Genomic DNA, 16,217 nt, shown 5'->3' on the forward strand with positions numbered 1-16,217 from the left:
TCCATCTTGTCACGCCCGTCTGACGTATTCCCGGATCGGGATGCCCCGGACGGCTACGCTGAGAGCGTGAGTACGCAGAGGGTTTTCGTCGCGCGGCTGGCCGGCTGCACGGTCTTCGACCCCGCGGGCGACCGGGTCGGACGTGTCCGCGACGTCGTCGTCATCTATCGAAAAGACGACCCGCCGCGCGTCATCGGGCTCGTGGTCGAGATCCCCGGGCGCCGCAATGTCTTCCTGTCCATCGGACGCGTCACCTCGATCGCCACGGGGCAGGTCATCACCACCGGACTGATCAACGTCCGCCGCTTCAAGCAGCGCGGTGGCGAGGTGCGTGTGATGGTCGAGCTACTGGGCCGCAAGGTGTATTTCCGCGACGGTTCGGGGCATGCCGTGATCGAGGACGTCGCGATCGAGCAGGACCGCCTGGGCATGTGGAGCGTGGGTCAGCTGTTCCTCCGCAAGCCGAAGACCTCGGCCTCTCCCTTCGCCAAGGGCCCCACCACGTTCGCCGAGTGGAGCGACGTGCGCGAGCAGCAGAATCCGGGAGAGGCGCAGTCGGCCGAGCAGCTGGTCGCCACCTACTCCGAGCTGAAGCCCGCGGATCTGGCGAACACGCTGCTCGACCTGCCCGACGAGCGCCTGCTCGAGGTGGCCGAGGAGCTGCCCGACGACCGCCTCGCCGACGCCCTCGAGGAAATGCCCGAAGACGAGCAGGTGCACATCCTCGAGCAGCTCGGCGACGAGCGCGCCGCCGACATCCTCGACGCCATGGAGCCCGACGACGCCGCGGACGTGCTCGGGCAGCTGCCCGAGACGCGACTGGAGAAGCTCCTCGAGCTGATGGAGCCTGAAGAGGCCGATGACGTCCGCGAGCTGCTGAAGTACGGTCCCGATACCGCCGGCGGTCTCATGACGAGCGAGCCGATCGTGCTGCCCGCCGACGCCACGGTCGCCGAGGCCCTTGCGCTGATCCGTCGACACGAGCTGCACCCGGCGCTGGCGGCCGCCGTGTTCATCACGCTGCCGCCGTATGAGACGCCCACCGGGCGCCTGCTGGGTACGGTGCACTTCCAGCGCATGTTGCGCTATCCCCCGCACGAACGCCTGGGAGCGATCATCGACGACACGGTGGATCCGGTTCCGGTGACCGCATCGGCCGCCGAGGTCGCCCGTCTGCTGGCCAGCTACAACCTCGTGTCGATGCCGGTGGTCGATCCGGCCCATCGCCTCGTGGGAGCAGTCAGCGTCGACGACGTGCTCGACTATCTGCTGCCCGAGGACTGGCGATCTCAGGACGGTGAAGACACCGTCGAGCCCGTTCCCACCACGACCGCGAGTATCCCGAGGAGGCGCTGATGGCCCGCATGACGAACCGCGTCGGCCTCGACGCGCCCCGCGGACGCACGGGAATGCGGGCGCGGCCCGCGCAACCTTCGCGTGACCGATTCGGCCGCTTCACCGAGTGGGTGGCGCGCGCCATGGGGACGCCCACGTTCCTCGCGCTCCTGACGGTCTTCTGCGTCGCCTGGATCGCGTGGAACACGCTCATGCCGGACAAGCTTCGGTTCGACTCGCAGACGTATGGCTTCACGGTGCTGACCCTCGTCCTGTCGCTGCAGGCCTCGTACGCCGCCCCCCTGATCCTGCTGGCGCAGAACCGCCAGGACGACCGCGACCGCGTGCAGATCGAGCAGGACCGACAGCGCGCGGAACGCAATCTCGCCGACACCGAGTACCTGGCACGTGAGATCGTGGCCCTTCGCCTGGCGCTGAGCGAGCTCACCGAGCAGGTGATGACGCGCGACGCGCTCCGCCAGGAGCTGAAGGCGGCCCTCGAGCCTGACGAGCCGGCGGACACCGCCGGCTCAGCGTCATGATCGCCGACGAGGTACGTGCGGCGGTCGGTGCGGTGGTCGATCCGGAGTTGCGCCGGCCGATCGACGATATGGACATGGTGCGTGAGATCACCGTCGACGACGCCGGCACGGCGCACGTATCGATCGTGCTGACCGTGGTCGGTTGCCCGATGGCACAGAAGATCGAGAGGGATGTCGGGACCGCCGCCGCATCAGTCGCCGGGGTGAACGCGGTCGAAGTGACCGTCGGCACGATGGATCCGGTCGAACGCGCGGCGCTCGTTGAGCGGCTTCGCGGGGCGCGCGGCCAGCGCGGAGAGCGGTTCGGAAAGCGCTCGCGCACGCGGGTGATCGCAGTCACCAGCGGCAAGGGCGGGGTCGGCAAGTCCACGCTCACCGCGAACCTCGCCGTCGCGCTCGCGGCACGGGGACGCAAGGTGGGCCTCGCCGACCTTGATGTGCACGGGTTCTCGATCCCGGGGCTCATGGGTCTTGTCGACGCGACGGGGGCCATGCCGAACCCGACAAAGATCGACGACATGATCCTGCCCCCGGTCGCTCACGACGTGAAGACGATCTCGATCGGCATGTTCCTGCGCGGCGGAAGCGAAGGTCAGGCCGTCGCCTGGCGGGGCCCGCTGCTGCACCGCACGGTGCAGCAGTTCCTCAACGACGTGCACTTCGACGACATCGACGTGCTGCTCCTGGACATGCCTCCCGGGACCGGTGACATCGCCATCACGGTCGGTCAACTGCTCCCTCAGGCGGATGTCGTCGTCGTCACCACGCCGCAACCCGCCGCGGCCGATGTCGCTGTGCGCAGTGGGCTCGTCGCGCGGCAGACCGGGCAGCATGTGCTCGGTGTGATCGAGAACATGGCGGCGATGCCGCTGCCCGATGGAACCGTACTCGATCTCTTCGGCTCCGGCGGCGGACAGGCCGTTGCAGACGCACTGAGCACCGATGACGAGCATGTGCCTGTGCTCGGCTCGATCCCGCTGAGCCCCGTGCTTCGTCAGGATGGGGATGCCGGAACGCCGGCAGTGCTCGCGGACCCTGAGGACGCGGCATCCCGCGCTCTTGCAAGCCTCGCGCAGCGCATCGATGAACTCGCGCCGCGACGCCGCGGCGCACAGAACATCGGGCACACCGGCGAGCCGGCCGGCGCCACGACGCGCGCCTGAGACATTCGGCTCAGCGAGACAGCACGACAGCCCCGCTCTGTGCGCGGCCGCCCTTCTTGCGCAGTTCGGCCACGAAGGCGATGGTGCCGATGGCGACTAAGCTGATCCCGGTCCCGAGGCCCATGAGCCGCGCGTCGTCGAAGTTGCCGGCATCGGTCGACCGGTAGACCATATCGAGGATCGGCGCGATGATGGCGACCGCTCCGGTCAATGTACACATGTCTGAGGCACACATGTCGGCCGCGACATCGTCACAGGTAGTCGTCGGGCGCGAGCACACGCAGTCCCCGATCATGCAAGATGAACTGCGCCCGCACACGCGCGCCAACCCGGGCACATGCCGACGCCAGCTCCTGCGCCCATCGGCGCTCCTCGTCACCCACCCGCGGACCACCGCGTCGCTCCCAGACGAAGACGGCCTGCGCGAGGTCATACGCTTCCATGATCTGCGCCACACGCGTCGCGAGGAGCTCAGCGTTGCCCACGGCGCCGAGATCCTCGGTGACGGTGATCTGCGTCGGGTCTTCCGGCAGGTCGGTGCACGGCATCACGGCCGGTGCCAGAACATCCTGGTCGGTGAGGAACAGCATCCAGAACTGACGGCGTATCGCGTGCGCCAGAAGCATTCCGATGCGATCGGCCAGCAAAATGTCGTCGGTCAGCGGCGCATCATGATCGGCCGCGAGAGTGTCATCTGTCATCACCCCAGCATCCCGACAGTGAACGACGGAAAACCGCCGCGGGGGCAATCTGTGGAGAAGATCCCGTTGGGGGGCGCCTGTGGAGGAACCGCTGACAGCCGCTTCGGAACAACCGATGAGAGCCGCTTCGGAGCACGCAACGAAGGCCGCTTCGATGACCGGGTCAGGTGGCCTCGGAGTCGAACGGCGGAGCGACACCCGGACGGAAGGTCTCGGGCACGGGACGCGGCGCTGACGCAGCAGCAGCCGAGGCAGCAGACGAAGCCGCGGCCGCAGCGGCCGCGGGCGACACCGGCGCGTCGTCGAGAAGCGCCTCGCGGATGATGCGGCGCGGGTCATACTGACGCGGATCGAGCGTCCGCCAGTCGACATCGTCGCCGAGCTCATCCTGCATGCGGTCCTTGGCCGTACCCAGCAGCACACGACCGCGCTTGACGGCGCGCGCGAGCAGCTCCGCATATTTGGGAAGACGGTCGGGCCCGAGCAGCAGCGCGGCGATCACACCGATCACCAGCAGCTTCTCGAAGGTGAGCCCGAAGATCATGACTTCAGATTACCCGCCGCGCCCGTCAACACGGCGCATGGTGCTCGCGTAGGCTGGGCGCGGAGGTTGCGCACACATGAGCGAGCAGGATGCGAACCAGCGGTTCGTGCAAGAGGCCACTGTCGAGCCGGAGCACATCGCCCGCGCTCGCGCGCACGCGCTCGAACTGGGCGCGTCGCCGATCAGCGCCGCGGTCGGCGCGCAGTGCGCCGTGCTGGCCGCCGCGACCGCTGCGCGCAACATCATCGAAGTCGGCACCGGTGCCGGTGTCTCCGGCCTCTGGCTGATGCACGGCGCCCCGCGGGCCGTGCTCACGACCATCGACACCGAACCCGAGTACCTGGGAGCGGCGCGCCAGTCGTTCGCCGCCGCGCGCGTGCCCGCAACCCGCACCCGCTTCATCACGGGCCGCGCGGCCGAGGTTCTCCCCCGGATGAACGAGGGCGCGTACGACATCGTGCTGGTGGATGCCGATCCTGAAGGCGTCATCGAGTACGTCGAACACGGACTCCGGCTCGTCCGACCCGGCGGCACCGTTCTGGTCCCGCGTGTTCTGGCCGGCGGCGCCGTCGCCGACCCCGTGCGCCGCGATCCGGTGACGAGCGCGTTCCGGTCGCTCATCCAGGAGACGCAGTCCTCCCCCGCCGTCATCGGCGCGCTCTCGCTGAGCGGCGAAGGCCTGCTCCAGCTGACCACCGTGCAGACGGACGCGGCCGGAAACGCATCAGCGGCCGGTCTCCTGACCGGCCGCTGACACACAAGAAGTGGTGAACTACGCGTTCACAACACCGCCGAGCACGTCGTAGAGCTCCTTCGCTTCGGCGTCGTTGACGGAGACGACAAGGCGTCCGCCCCCCTCGAGCGGAACGCGAACGATGATCAGACGCCCCTCCTTCACAGCCTCCATCGGGCCGTCTCCGGTTCTCGGCTTCATGGCTGCCATCGTGGCTCCCTTTCGTCGCTGGTCTGTCTCCCTAGTTTACCGTGCCGGTTGCGCAGACTGGCAATCGCGCGTCACGAAGCGTCCGGGGCCGACGATGATCACGGGATCTGCCAGTAGGTATTCCCTAGCGCGTACATGTTGTAGATCCACCACCACTGACCGACAAGGCACGCGACAACCACTCCGCACCGCCAGACGCGCGACCGCGGCACAGCCGCCGCCCCCCAGAGCGGAGACAGCGGCAACAGCAATCGGAAGACGCTCGACTGAGGAAAGAACACCGCAAACAGGTAGAGGAGGTAAGACGCCGACCAGAGCCGCACATCTGATCCGAGTCGGCGCACGCGGGGGCCGAACAGCAGAAGAGCGGCGATCGCGACGACCACGACGATCAGAGCGACGTGCCCCACGGTCGCGCCCAGTCCCCACTGTGTGAACCAGAAACCCGCGGCGTCCCAGAACGCGCGGAAGGGCACGAACGAGCCGTCGTCTTCGGCGAGCCATCCGCGCCGCCAGCTCGACTCCGTCGCGAAGTAGGCATCGGCCCGGCCGGTCACAACCCCCGCGATCATGGGCCACGACAGACCCGCCAGGGCGCCCAGCAGGCCGTTCAGCCCGATGTGGACGATCTGCCCGACCCGCAGCGGCTCACGCGTCCTGCGCACCCATCGCACGACGCCGTGCAGCCCGAGGAACAGCGCGAACGCCAGGACCCCTGGGCGGGTGAAGGCCATCAGGAGGACGACCGGATAGAGCCAGGCGTAGTGACGGCGATCGACCAGCCACAGCGCCCCGAACAGCAGGAGCAGGAACAGCGACTCGGCATATGCCACCTGGAACATCGCCGCCAGCGGCGCGTTGGCGAAGAAGAGAACCGCCCACATCGCGGCGGTGGTGCCGACACGCTTGCGCAGCAGGGAATGGAGCACGAGGCAGGCCGCGTAACCCGCCGCCAACGAGATGAGAATGGCGGCCACTTGCCAGCTCACACCGGTGCCGCCCAGCAGCCTCGCCAGGTACGGGTAGACGGGCATGAAGGCCCACTGATTCTGAGTGATCTGCCCGCTGTCATCCAGCGGCAGAGTCGTCGGGTAGCCGTGCACAGCGATGTACCAGTACCACTGTGCGTCCCACCCCATCAGCAGGGCGCCCACGCCCGGGCGCTCTCCGTAGCGCGAGGTCGCCGTCGACAGCTGCGCGGCCAGCGCGAAGAACACCGTGGTCACGGCGCGTGCGAGCAGGTAGACGATCGCGACGCGCAACGCCACGGGCAGGCGATGCCATCCGCGCGTCGTACTCCGGCTCAGCTCGGCGACAGCCACGCCCGCAGGCCTTTTTCCACGGCCTCGATCTGCGCGATCGGCACCCGCTCCTCGTCGTGGTGCGCCAGCAGCGGGTCTCCGGGGCCGTAATTGACAGCCGGGATGCCCAGCGCCGAGAACCGCGCCACATCCGTCCAGCCGTACTTGGGCTGTGCGACCGCGTTCACCGCTGCCAGGAACTCCTGGGCCAGCGGAGCGTCCAGCCCGGGGCGGGCGCCGGCCGCGGCATCCGTGATCTCGATCTCGAATCCCTCGAACACCGTGCGCAGGTGGCCCGCGGCCTGCTCGACAGAACGGTTCGGAGCGAAGCGGTAGTTGACCTCGACCTCGCACAGGTCGGGGATGACATTGCCGGCGACCCCGCCCGTGATGCGCACCGCATTGAGCCCCTCGCGGTAGACGAGACCCTCGACCTCGACCTCTCGCGGGCGGTATTCGGCCAGCCGCGCCAGCACCGGCGCGGCCCCGTGGATCGCGTTCTCGCCCACCCAGGCCCGCGCACTGTGGGCCCGCACACCGTGGGTGCGCACGACGGCGCGCATCGTGCCGTTGCAGCCGCCTTCGACGGCGCCGTTCGAGGGCTCGCCCAGGATCGCGAAGTCACCGGCGAACAGGTCGGGACGCGACTGTGACAGGCGGTTCAGGCCGTTGCGCGCGGCATCCACCTCTTCATGGTCGTACCACATCCATGTGATGTCGACGCGGGGATCTGACAGTTCCGCCGCGAGCTTGAGCTGCACGGCCAGACCCGACTTCATGTCGACGGTGCCGCGTCCCCAGATGTACGGCTCGCCGTCGATCTCGATGTTGCGTGTGGGCACGTTGCCGTTGATCGGCACGGTGTCGATATGCCCGGCGATCACGACGCGCTGCGGCTTGCCGCCGTTCGTCCGCGCCACGATGACGTCGCCGTCGCGAAGGACCTCCAGGTGCGCGGACGCGCGCACAGCCTTCTCGATGGCATCGGCGAGCAGCGTCTCGTCGTCGGACACGCTCGGGATGTCGCACACGGCCCTGGTCAGATCGGCAGAGGTTGCGGTCAGGTCGAGCTGCGGCATCCCCCGAGTCTATCCGCGTCATTGAAGACGCCCTTGTGCGCCGTGGCGGCTAGCGTGGAGGTATGAGCGATGAGCGGTGGATCTACGGAGCAGGCCTGACGACCGTGGCGTTGGACGGCACGGTGCTCGACGCCTGGTACCCGTACCCGCGCACAGGGCACGCCGACGGCACGACCCAGGCGACGCGCGCGGCCGAGCTGCAGGCCGCTGTCGGCGAGGATCCGCGTCGCGACGTGCGCGTGGAGATCGTCGAGCTGGAGATCGATCTGGATGCCGCACCCGCCTCGACCGCGGACGTCTACCTGCGTCTGCATGCCCTGTCGCACCGGCTCGTGGCTCCGAACCAGCTGAACCTCGACGGCATCTTCTCCTTTCTACCGATCGTCGCGTTCACCAACGCCGGCCCGGTACGACCAGAAGATCTGGAGCGTCTGCGCCCGCACCTGCGTGCCGCCGGCATCCAAGTGCACAGTCTCGACAAGTTCCCGCGTCTGACCGACTACGTCACCCCGCCCGGGGTCCGGATCGGCGATGCATCACGTGTGCGTCTGGGCGCGCACCTCGCCCCCGGCACCACGGTGATGCACGAGGGCTTCGTCAACTACAACGCCGGCACCCTGGGTGCGTCGATGGTCGAAGGCCGCGTCTCACAGGGCGTCGTCGTGGGCGACGGCAGCGATATCGGCGGCGGCGCTTCCATCATGGGCACGCTGTCGGGCGGCGGCACCCATCGCGTCTCGATCGGAGCACGGTGCCTGCTGGGCGCGAACGCCGGGATCGGCATTTCGCTCGGCGACGACTGCGTCGTCGAGGCGGGTCTGTACATCACCGGCGGCACGAAGGTCATCCTCGCCGACGAGCCCGCCCGCGCCGACGGCGCCCGACCGACCGCCAAGGCGGCCGCACTGTCCGGCCGGCCTGGACTGCTGTTCCGGCGCAACTCGCTGTCGGGTTCGGTCGAGGTGCTCCGCCGCGGCGGCACCGGGGTCACCCTCAACGACGCGCTGCACGCCTGAGCATGGCGTAGCACTCACTCCGCGGCGGGTGCAGAATGGTTCGGTGACCGAACCATCTGACGACGCGCGCGCAGCGGCTCTCGCCCTCTCGCGGACCGCGCGCATGCTCGAACAGGCGCTCGCCCGCGACACGACATCCGGGCTGAGCCTGTCTGACTATCGCCTTCTCACCGCCGTCGCCGGCGGCGAGGGGCGCGCCTCGCGGCTTGCCCGCCGCCTCGCGGTCGGCAAGCCCAGCGTCAGCGCGTCGGTGGAGTCGCTCGTTCGGCGCGGCCTGCTCGCACGCAGCGCCGGCATCGCCGATCAACGCGCCACCGACCTGACGGTCACGTCCCACGGTCATACCGTGCTCGCCGATGCAGATCGTGCGGTCGCGGGGTTGGTGAGCGACATCGCGGACCGCACTCCCCGTCCCGGCGCCACGCTGTCCGCTCTCGCCGCATTCGGCGTCGCACTCGAACAGCGGCAGAGCGAGATCGCCGCCCGCCGCGCGGAGGGCCGCGCATGACGACATCGGCGAAGAGCACGTCGCCCCGCGATCCCGGCTGGATGCGGCGCCTCAGCCGCTATCTTCTGCGCCACCGCCGCAACCTCGTGATCGCGCTGAGTGCGGCGGTGCTCGGAGCGGCCTGTCAGGTCGCCACTCCCCTGGTCGCCCGTACGATCGTCGATGACGTCATCGTCGCGGGATCCGCCCCGCTGCTGCCGTGGCTGGCCCTGCTCGTCGTCCTCGCTGTGCTCGGGTTCGGCTTCGCGTACCTGCGCCGCTACCGTGGTGGCCGCATCGGCCTCGACGTACAGAACGACCTGCGCAATGACATGCACGACAAGCTGCAGACGATGGATGCCGCGACCCTGAGCACGATGCCGACCGGGCAGCTGGTCGCCCGGGCCAACTCCGACACGGCGCTCGTCCAGGGGCTGTTGAACTTCGTGCCCATGCTCAGCGGCAACGTGCTCATGATGGCGCTGTCGCTCGTCGTCATGTTCGTGCTCTCGCCTCTGCTCGCGCTCATCAGCCTGGCCATCGTGCCGGCGCTCGTCGGCACCAGCTACCGCATGCGCAGTCGCGTGTTCCCGGCGAGTTGGGACGGCCAGCAGCGCGAGGGCGAGCTGGCCGGCATCGTCGACGAGGACATCGCCGGAGTCCGCGTCGTCAAGGCGTTCGGCCAGGAGCGACGCGAGCTCGGCCGGCTCACGGATGCCGCCGGCCGCCTCTACGGCTCGCAGATGCGCGCGGTGCGCATCCAGTCCCGCTTCCAGCCGCTGCTCGAGGCCATCCCCGTGCTCGGGCAGGTCGGCATCCTGGCAGTGGGCGGTTGGCTCGCGCTGAACGGCTCGATCACGCTCGGTACATTCCTGGCGTTCTCGACCTACATCGCCAAGCTCATGGCGCCCTCACGGCAGCTCGCCGGCATGCTCACCATCGCCCAGCAGGCCCGTGCGGGCGTCGAGCGCATCTTCCAGCTGCTCGACCTGCGGCCCACGGTCACCGATGCGCCCGATGCTGTGGATCTCGGCCCCCAGCCCGGACCCGTCGTCTTCGACGATGTCACCTTCGCCTACCCGGGCGGAGCCCCGGTGCTCGACGGATTCTCACTGACGATAAACCCCGGCGAACGCGTCGCGCTGGTCGGCGCCAGCGGCAGCGGCAAGTCGACAGTGGGCAGACTGCTCGTGCGCTCCTACGATCCCGATGCCGGAGCCGTCGCGATCGGCGGTCGTGATGTGCGCGAGGTGCGTCTCGCGTCGCTGCGCGCCAGCGTGGGCATGGCATTCGAAGACGCCTTCCTCTTCTCCGAGTCGGTCCGCGACAACATCGCGTACGGGGCGCCCGAGGCCACCGACGAGCAGATCGAGCGGGCCGCGCGCGCCGCTCAGGCCCACGACTTCATCATGGCACTCCCGCACGGCTATGACACTGTCGTGGGCGAACGGGGGCTGAGCCTTTCCGGCGGGCAGCGCCAGCGCGTCGCGTTGGCCCGGGCGATCCTCCGCGACCCGGCGATTCTCGTCCTCGACGACGCCACCAGCGCCGTCGATGCCCGCACCGAGCAGACGATCCACGACGCGCTGCGGTCGGTGTCCGAGCGTCGCACCGTGCTGCTCGTGGCGCATCGCCATTCGACCCTGCACCTGGCCGATCGCATCGTCGTGCTCGAAGAGGGCCGGGTCGTCGCCGAAGGCACCCACGACGAACTCATCGACGCGAGCGCCACGTACCGCGCGCTGTTCGGCGACGGCGAGGTGCCCGACGAGAACATCGCGGACGATGGTCGGGATGCCGCGGCCGTTGCGACTCCGCGTCTCTCGGCCGCGTCCCTCGACCGCCCTCACACGGCGAAGAGCCGGGCGCGAGCGCAGGCTGTGAGCGCGCCGAGCCTCGGCATGGGGCTCGGCGGCACCGGCGGGGGGCTGCGCGGCTCGCTCGCGCCCACCCCCGAGCTGCTGGCACAGGTGGCGAAGCTCCCTCCGGTCATCGATCATCCCGACGTCGACATGGCGCGCGAAGGACGCCGCCAGCCCGAGTTCAGCCTCGGCTCGCTGCTGCGTGAGTTCCGCCGTCCGCTCCTGTTCGCGCTCGTCTTTGTCGTGATCGACGCGCTTGCGGGCCTCCTCGGGCCGGCCGTGGTCAAGGCGGGCATCGACGAGGGCGTCGCCGTCGGGGCGGCGAACGTGCTGTTCGCGGCATCCATCGTCTATTTCGCCATCGCGATCGTCGACATGTTCACCGGCATGGCCGAGTCGTTCGTCAGCGGCCGCGCCGCGCAGCGGATCATGCTGTCGCTGCGCGTACGCGTGTTCTCCCAGCTGCAGCGACTGTCGCTCGACTACTACGAACGTGAGATGGCCGGGCGCATCATGACGCGGATGACCACCGACATCGACCAGTTCGAGTCGCTGCTGCAGAACGGCCTGCTGGGGGCGCTCGTGGCCGGTGTGACATTCGTCGGCGTGGCGGTGGCACTGGTGGTGGTGGATGCCCCGCTCGGCCTCGCCGTCTTGACGATCATCATCCCGCTGGCGCTGGCCACGGTCTGGTTCCGACGTAGCGCCGCGCGGCTGTACGACGTCGCCCGGGAGCGGATCGCGATCGTGAACGCCGCCTTCCAGGAGAGCCTGGCGGGCGTGCGCGAGTCGCAGGCGTTCACGCACGAGCAGGAGACCATGCGCACGTTCCACGGTCACGGCGCCGCGTATCTGCGCTCGCGGGTGGCCGCCCAGCGCCTCGTCGCGGTGTACTTCCCGTTCGTGCAGTTCCTTTCGGCGATCGCCGACGTGATCGTGCTCGGTCTCGGCGCCTCCCTCATCGCGCACGGGCAGCTGACAGCAGGAGCGCTCATCGCCTTCCTGCTGTACATCGACATGTTCTTCTCGCCGATCCAGCAGCTGTCACAGGTCTTCGATGCCTGGCAGCAGACCCGCGTCTCGGTGACGCGTATCGCTGAGCTCATGCGCTTGGAGACCCTCACCCCCGATGCCGACGAGCCGATGCCGGTCGGCAGGCTCTCCGGCGAGGTCATGCTTGACGAAGTGCACTTCGCCTATCCGACGGCGCCGGTCTCTTCACGGCTGCGCGGCCCGCGGGACGCGAAGGCCCTCAGCGAGGTCGTGCCGATGCCGCCGACGGAGGCGCTCAGCGGCATCGCCCTCACTGTGCCGGCCGGGCGCACCGTCGCCCTCGTGGGAGAGACCGGCGCCGGCAAGTCCACCGTGATGAAGCTCATCGCGCGGTTCTACGATCCCGATGCGGGCGCCGTGCGCGCCGACGGCACCGACCTGCGCGCCCTGGAACTGAGCGGGTACCGCGGACGCCTGGGCTATGTGCCGCAGGAATCGTTCCTGTTCACGGGCACGATCGGTGAGAACATCGCGTATGGACGGCCGGACGCCACGGCCGACGACATCGCGCGGGCAGCCGAGGCCGTCGGCGCCCACCGCATGATCGAGGCTCTCCCCGCGCGCTACGACACCGAGATCTCGGAGCGCGGAGCGTCGCTGTCGGCCGGGCAGCGCCAGCTCGTCGCGCTCGCGCGCGCGGAATTGGTCGATCCGGCGATCCTGCTTCTGGACGAGGCGACGTCGAACCTCGACCTCGCGACCGAGGCGCGCGTGACCGACGCCATGCACCGACTCACTCGCGACCGCACGACGGTGCTCATCGCGCATCGCCTGCAGACGGCGATGCATGCCGATCGGATCGTGGTCCTCGACCACGGACGCATCGCCGAGACCGGCACCCACGACGAGCTGTTGCGCGCCGACGGCGCCTACGCGGCGATGTGGCGCGCGTTCGAGCTCTCCGGCAGCCGCGCGGGTTGAGTCAGGTGCGAATGCGGACCGAAAGGCACGTGACGCATCCCTCAAGCTTCTCGAACTCGGTCACCGGGGTCTCGACGACCTGCCAGCCCCGTTCGCGCAGCAGCGCCACGGTGCGCGGCGCCGACGCCGAGATGAGGACAGCGCGATCGTCCAGCACGACGACGGCGCTGCCTTCGGGCTCCGGGATCGGCAGGAAGGTCGGGAAGGCCGAGACGTCGTCGACCAGGGGCTCGTAGCCGATCACGGTGCCGTCGGCCAGCGCGGTGACGGCGGTCTTCAAATGCAGCACCTTCGTGACGGGCACCGCGACGACATCCCACCCGCGCGGCGCGAGCAGCGCGCGCAACTGGGCGATCCCCGCGTCGTTCGTGCGGGATGAGCGGCCGACATAGGCCGTCCGGCCGACCTTCAGCACGTCACCGCCTTCGAGAGTGCCGGGCTCGTCGATCTCCGCGAACGGAATGCGGGATGCCGCAACTGCCCGCCGCGCGGTAGTGATCTCGTCGCGTCGCGAGAGCGCGCCCGGGCGGGTGATCACCGCAAGACCGTCGAAGAACACGACGGTGTCTTCGACGAAGACGCCGTCGGGATTCTCGTCTGCGGCGCTCAGTGGCGTGACATCCCAGCCTCGCGCACGGAACACGTCCACGTAGTCGTCCCACTGCGCACGCGCGAGGTCGGCGTCGACGTCCACACGCGGGAGATGCGTGAGCTCGCCCTCGACAAGACGCGGGGACGGCTGCCGCACGAGCAGCGCGGGCATCAGACGGTCCCGGGGTAGTTCCGCTCGGGCGAGCCGATGTACAGCTGCTGGGGGCGCCCGATCTTCGTCTGCGGGTCGCCGACAGCCTCACGCCACTGCGCGAGCCAGCCGGGAAGCCGGCCGATCGCGAACAGGACGGTGAACATCCGCGTCGGGAACCCCATGGCCTTGTAGATCACGCCGGTGTAGAAGTCGACGTTCGGGTAGAGGCGGCGCTCGACGAAGTAGTCGTCGGCGAGGGCGATCTCTTCGAGCTCCTTGGCGAGGTCGAGCAGGGGATCTTTGACACCCAGCTCGCGCAGCACCTCATCGGCCGACTCCTTGACGAGCTTTGCACGCGGGTCGTAGTTCTTGTAGACCCGGTGGCCGAAGCCCATGAGCTTGACGCCCTCTTCTTTGTTCTTCACGCGCTCGACGAAGCGCTGCACGCTCTCGCCCGAGTCGCGAATGCGACCGAGCATCGTCAGCACGGCCTCGTTGGCCCCGCCATGGAGCGGGCCGGAAAGCGCCTGGATGCCGGCCGATATCGAGGCGAACTGATTCGCGCCCGTCGAACCGACCAGTCTGACCGTCGACGTCGACGCGTTCTGCTCGTGGTCCTCGTGCAGGATCAGCAGGAGCTCGAGGGCCTTCGACATCACCGGATTGACGTCGTACTGCTCGCTGTGGACGCCGAAGTTCAGCTTCAGGAAGTTGTCGACGAAACTCAGCGAGTTGTCGGGGTAGAGGAACGCCTGTCCCACGCTCTTCTTGTGCGCATATGCGGCGATGACCGGGAGCTTCGCGAGCATGCGGACGGTGTTGAGCTCGACATGCTCGGGATTGTGCGGGTCGGTCTGACCCTCGTAGTACGTCGACAGCGCCGACACGGCCGACGACAGCACCGACATCGGGTGGGCGGTATGCGGCAGTGCCGAGAAGAAGTGCTTGAGGTCTTCGTGCAGCAGCGTGTGCCGCCGGATGCGGTCGTCGAAGTCGCTGAGCTCGGACGCGGTGGGCAGCTCTCCGTAGAGCAGCAGCCAGGCGACCTCAAGATACGAGCTGTTCTTCGCGAGCTGCTCGATCGGATAGCCGCGATACCGCAGGATGCCTTCGTCGCCGTCGATGTAGGTGATCTCCGACTTGGTCGCGGAGGTGTTCACGAACCCGTAGTCGAGTGCGGTGTGGCCGGTCTGACGGGTGAAGGTCGAGACGTCGATGCTCGGATTGCCGTCGGTTCCCCGCAGGATGGGGAATTCGGCGGTACGACCAGCGATGGTGAGGGTGGCGACGTCCTCCTGTGCTCCCGTGTCGGACACGAGGCCTCCTTGTGATTCGTGGCATCCGGGGTCCCATACAGCCTAGTCCGCCCTCAGGCACACTGAGACATCCGCCAAACGATCCGGCGGTTGATGGTGAGATGCTACGAACGCAGTCGCTGTGCGGCGGACGCGATGCGCTCATCCGGCGCCGTCAGCGAGAACCGGATGTGCTGGGGGAAATGCGGCCCGTAGAAGTGCCCCGGTCCTGCGAGGATCCCCAGGTCGGCGAGACGATCCAGGCTCTCCCAGGCATCCCTGCCCTCGGTCGCCCAGAGATACAGTCCCGCTTCACTGCCGTCGATGCGGAATCCCGCGGCCTCGACCGCGGGCCTCAGAAGCTCGCGCCGACGCCGGTAGCGCTCCTTCTGCGTCGCCACGTGGGCGTCATCGCCGAGAGCGGCGACCATCGCGTGCTGCACGGGGCCCGGCAGCATCAGGCCAAGGTGCTTGCGTGCCGTCAGCAGGCCCGCGACGAGCCTCTCGTCTCCGGCGAGGAAGGCCGCGCGGTATCCGGCCAGGTTCGACTGCTTGCTCAGCGAGTACACGGCCAGCACCCCGGCCGCGTCGCCGCCGGTCACCCGTGCATCGAGGATCGATGGAATGGGCTCATCGTCCCAGGGCGCGTCCCAGCCGAGCTCGGCATAGCACTCGTCCCCGGCGATGACGGCGCCGAGCTCACGCGCCCGCCTCACCGCCGTTGTTAGAGACGGGATGCCGCGGACCCGCCCATCGGGATTGCCCGGGCTGTTCAGCCACACCAGCCGCGTGCCGACCGGCCATTCCTCGGGCTCGTCGGCGGCGAGCGGCGTGGCGCCGACCAGCCGCGCGCCGACCTCGTATGTCGGGTACGCCGCCCGCGGGTGCACCACGATGTCGCCGGGGCCGAGACCGAGCAGCAGCGGAAGGAGCGCGACGAGCTCCTTGGAGCCGACCGTCGGCAGGACCTGCGAAGGCGTCAGGCCGGCCACCCCGCGACGGCGTGCGAACCACTCCGCGATCGCCTCACGCAGGACGGGGATGCCCACCGTCTGCGGGTACGCGTGTGCGTCGGTCGCAGCCGTCAGTGCCTCACGGACGACGGCGGGCGTGGCATCCACCGGTGATCCGATGGAGAGGTCGACGATGCCGTCGGGGTGCGACCTGGCGCGCGCGGCATACGGAGCGACAGCATCCCAGGGATACTCCGCGAGGTCGGCGACGCCCACG

16 protein-coding genes are annotated in these 16,217 nt (G+C 68.9%); 7 read left to right on the forward strand and 9 right to left on the reverse strand.

Annotated features, from left to right (window positions below):
- The first annotated feature begins 66 nt into the window (after positions 1 to 66).
- The 3 genes from PU630_RS09560 to PU630_RS09570 are packed head-to-tail and all read left to right on the forward strand — an operon-like array spanning position 67 to position 3,040.
- A complete protein-coding gene (locus tag PU630_RS09560) occupies positions 67 to 1,356 on the forward strand; it encodes a magnesium transporter (RefSeq protein WP_275276848.1) in 1,290 nt (429 codons plus the stop codon).
- On the forward strand, positions 1,356 to 1,877 hold the full coding sequence (locus PU630_RS09565; RefSeq protein ID WP_275276849.1) for a DUF1003 domain-containing protein: 522 nt from the start codon (positions 1,356 to 1,358) through the stop codon (positions 1,875 to 1,877). The genes PU630_RS09560 and PU630_RS09565 overlap by 1 nt, the downstream gene beginning before the upstream one ends.
- On the forward strand, positions 1,874 to 3,040 hold the full coding sequence (locus PU630_RS09570; protein WP_275276850.1) for an Mrp/NBP35 family ATP-binding protein: 1,167 nt from the start codon (positions 1,874 to 1,876) through the stop codon (positions 3,038 to 3,040). Before PU630_RS09565 ends, PU630_RS09570 begins: the two co-directional genes overlap by 4 nt.
- A 10-nt stretch (positions 3,041 to 3,050) precedes the next feature.
- Here PU630_RS09570 and PU630_RS09575 read toward each other — a convergent pair whose 3' ends face one another.
- The 3 genes from PU630_RS09575 to PU630_RS09585 form a co-directional block, all read right to left on the reverse strand.
- Positions 3,051 to 3,251, reverse strand: coding sequence for a hypothetical protein (locus PU630_RS09575; protein WP_275276851.1), 201 nt, complete (start codon positions 3,249 to 3,251; stop codon positions 3,051 to 3,053).
- A 40-nt stretch (positions 3,252 to 3,291) separates the two neighbouring features.
- A complete protein-coding gene (locus PU630_RS09580; protein ID WP_275276852.1) occupies positions 3,292 to 3,741 on the reverse strand; it encodes a hypothetical protein in 450 nt (149 codons plus the stop codon).
- Between the two features lie 163 nt (positions 3,742 to 3,904).
- Entirely contained in the window at positions 3,905 to 4,285 is a 381-nt protein-coding gene (locus PU630_RS09585; RefSeq protein WP_275276853.1) for a twin-arginine translocase TatA/TatE family subunit, read from the reverse strand.
- Positions 4,286 to 4,361: 76 nt separating this feature from the next.
- On the opposite strand from PU630_RS09585, the gene PU630_RS09590 reads away from it, so the two are divergent.
- Positions 4,362 to 5,039, forward strand: coding sequence for an O-methyltransferase (locus PU630_RS09590; protein ID WP_275276854.1), 678 nt, complete (start codon positions 4,362 to 4,364; stop codon positions 5,037 to 5,039).
- 18 nt (positions 5,040 to 5,057) lie between these two features.
- On the opposite strand, the gene PU630_RS09595 is transcribed toward PU630_RS09590, so the two are convergent.
- The 3 genes from PU630_RS09595 to dapE form a co-directional block, all read right to left on the reverse strand.
- On the reverse strand, positions 5,058 to 5,228 hold the full coding sequence (locus PU630_RS09595; protein WP_084515728.1) for a DUF3117 domain-containing protein: 171 nt from the start codon (positions 5,226 to 5,228) through the stop codon (positions 5,058 to 5,060).
- Between the two features lie 98 nt (positions 5,229 to 5,326).
- A complete protein-coding gene (locus PU630_RS09600; protein WP_275276855.1) occupies positions 5,327 to 6,550 on the reverse strand; it encodes a hypothetical protein in 1,224 nt (407 codons plus the stop codon).
- Positions 6,532 to 7,608: a succinyl-diaminopimelate desuccinylase gene (dapE, locus tag PU630_RS09605; protein ID WP_275276856.1), complete on the reverse strand. Its 1,077-nt coding sequence runs from the start codon at positions 7,606 to 7,608 to the stop codon at positions 6,532 to 6,534. The genes PU630_RS09600 and dapE overlap by 19 nt, the downstream gene beginning before the upstream one ends.
- Positions 7,609 to 7,670: 62 nt before the next feature.
- On the opposite strand from dapE, the gene dapD reads away from it, so the two are divergent.
- From dapD to PU630_RS09620, 3 genes are read left to right on the forward strand one after another with little or no spacing between them, the layout of a single operon-like run.
- Positions 7,671 to 8,624 (forward strand): 2,3,4,5-tetrahydropyridine-2,6-dicarboxylate N-succinyltransferase, encoded by a 954-nt coding sequence (dapD, locus tag PU630_RS09610; RefSeq protein WP_275276857.1) that lies wholly within the window; start codon positions 7,671 to 7,673, stop codon positions 8,622 to 8,624.
- A gap of 43 nt (positions 8,625 to 8,667) precedes the next feature.
- Positions 8,668 to 9,132 carry a MarR family winged helix-turn-helix transcriptional regulator gene (locus PU630_RS09615; protein ID WP_275276858.1) on the forward strand — a complete coding sequence of 155 codons (465 nt, stop codon included), beginning with the start codon at positions 8,668 to 8,670 and terminating at the stop codon, positions 9,130 to 9,132.
- Positions 9,129 to 12,947 carry an ABC transporter ATP-binding protein gene (locus PU630_RS09620; protein WP_275276859.1) on the forward strand — a complete coding sequence of 1,273 codons (3,819 nt, stop codon included), beginning with the start codon at positions 9,129 to 9,131 and terminating at the stop codon, positions 12,945 to 12,947. The genes PU630_RS09615 and PU630_RS09620 overlap by 4 nt, the downstream gene beginning before the upstream one ends.
- 1 nt (position 12,948) lies before the next feature.
- Here the strand turns inward: PU630_RS09620 and ddaH are convergent, their stop codons facing one another.
- The 3 genes from ddaH to dapC all read right to left on the reverse strand — a co-directional run bounded on the left by ddaH (position 12,949) and on the right by dapC (position 16,216).
- Positions 12,949 to 13,710 (reverse strand): dimethylargininase, encoded by a 762-nt coding sequence (gene ddaH, locus PU630_RS09625; protein ID WP_275276860.1) that lies wholly within the window; start codon positions 13,708 to 13,710, stop codon positions 12,949 to 12,951.
- Positions 13,710 to 15,008, reverse strand: coding sequence for a citrate synthase (locus tag PU630_RS09630; protein WP_275276861.1), 1,299 nt, complete (start codon positions 15,006 to 15,008; stop codon positions 13,710 to 13,712). The genes ddaH and PU630_RS09630 overlap by 1 nt, the downstream gene beginning before the upstream one ends.
- Positions 15,009 to 15,112: 104 nt before the next feature.
- Positions 15,113 to 16,216 (reverse strand): succinyldiaminopimelate transaminase, encoded by a 1,104-nt coding sequence (gene dapC / locus PU630_RS09635; RefSeq protein ID WP_275276862.1) that lies wholly within the window; start codon positions 16,214 to 16,216, stop codon positions 15,113 to 15,115.
- Position 16,217 lies beyond the last annotated feature (1 nt).

It is taken from the genome of Microbacterium horticulturae (assembly GCF_029094505.1).
Classification (GTDB): Bacteria; Actinomycetota; Actinomycetes; order Actinomycetales; family Microbacteriaceae; genus Microbacterium; species Microbacterium horticulturae.

Bases quoted from the DNA above. Each gene is read 5' to 3' on its own strand.
- PU630_RS09565 (WP_275276849.1), top strand. From the start codon at position 1,356: ATGGCCCGCATGACGAACCGCGTCGGCCTCGACGCGCCCCGCGGACGC.
- PU630_RS09570 (WP_275276850.1), top strand. From the start codon at position 1,874: ATGATCGCCGACGAGGTACGTGCGGCGGTCGGTGCGGTGGTCGATCCG.
- PU630_RS09580 (WP_275276852.1), bottom strand. From the start codon at position 3,741: ATGACAGATGACACTCTCGCGGCCGATCATGATGCGCCGCTGACCGAC.
- PU630_RS09585 (WP_275276853.1), bottom strand. From the start codon at position 4,285: ATGATCTTCGGGCTCACCTTCGAGAAGCTGCTGGTGATCGGTGTGATC.
- PU630_RS09590 (WP_275276854.1), top strand. From the start codon at position 4,362: ATGAGCGAGCAGGATGCGAACCAGCGGTTCGTGCAAGAGGCCACTGTC.
- PU630_RS09595 (WP_084515728.1), bottom strand. From the start codon at position 5,228: ATGGCAGCCATGAAGCCGAGAACCGGAGACGGCCCGATGGAGGCTGTG.
- dapE (WP_275276856.1), bottom strand. From the start codon at position 7,608: ATGCCGCAGCTCGACCTGACCGCAACCTCTGCCGATCTGACCAGGGCC.
- dapD (WP_275276857.1), top strand. From the start codon at position 7,671: ATGAGCGATGAGCGGTGGATCTACGGAGCAGGCCTGACGACCGTGGCG.
- PU630_RS09620 (WP_275276859.1), top strand. From the start codon at position 9,129: ATGACGACATCGGCGAAGAGCACGTCGCCCCGCGATCCCGGCTGGATG.
- ddaH (WP_275276860.1), bottom strand. From the start codon at position 13,710: ATGCCCGCGCTGCTCGTGCGGCAGCCGTCCCCGCGTCTTGTCGAGGGC.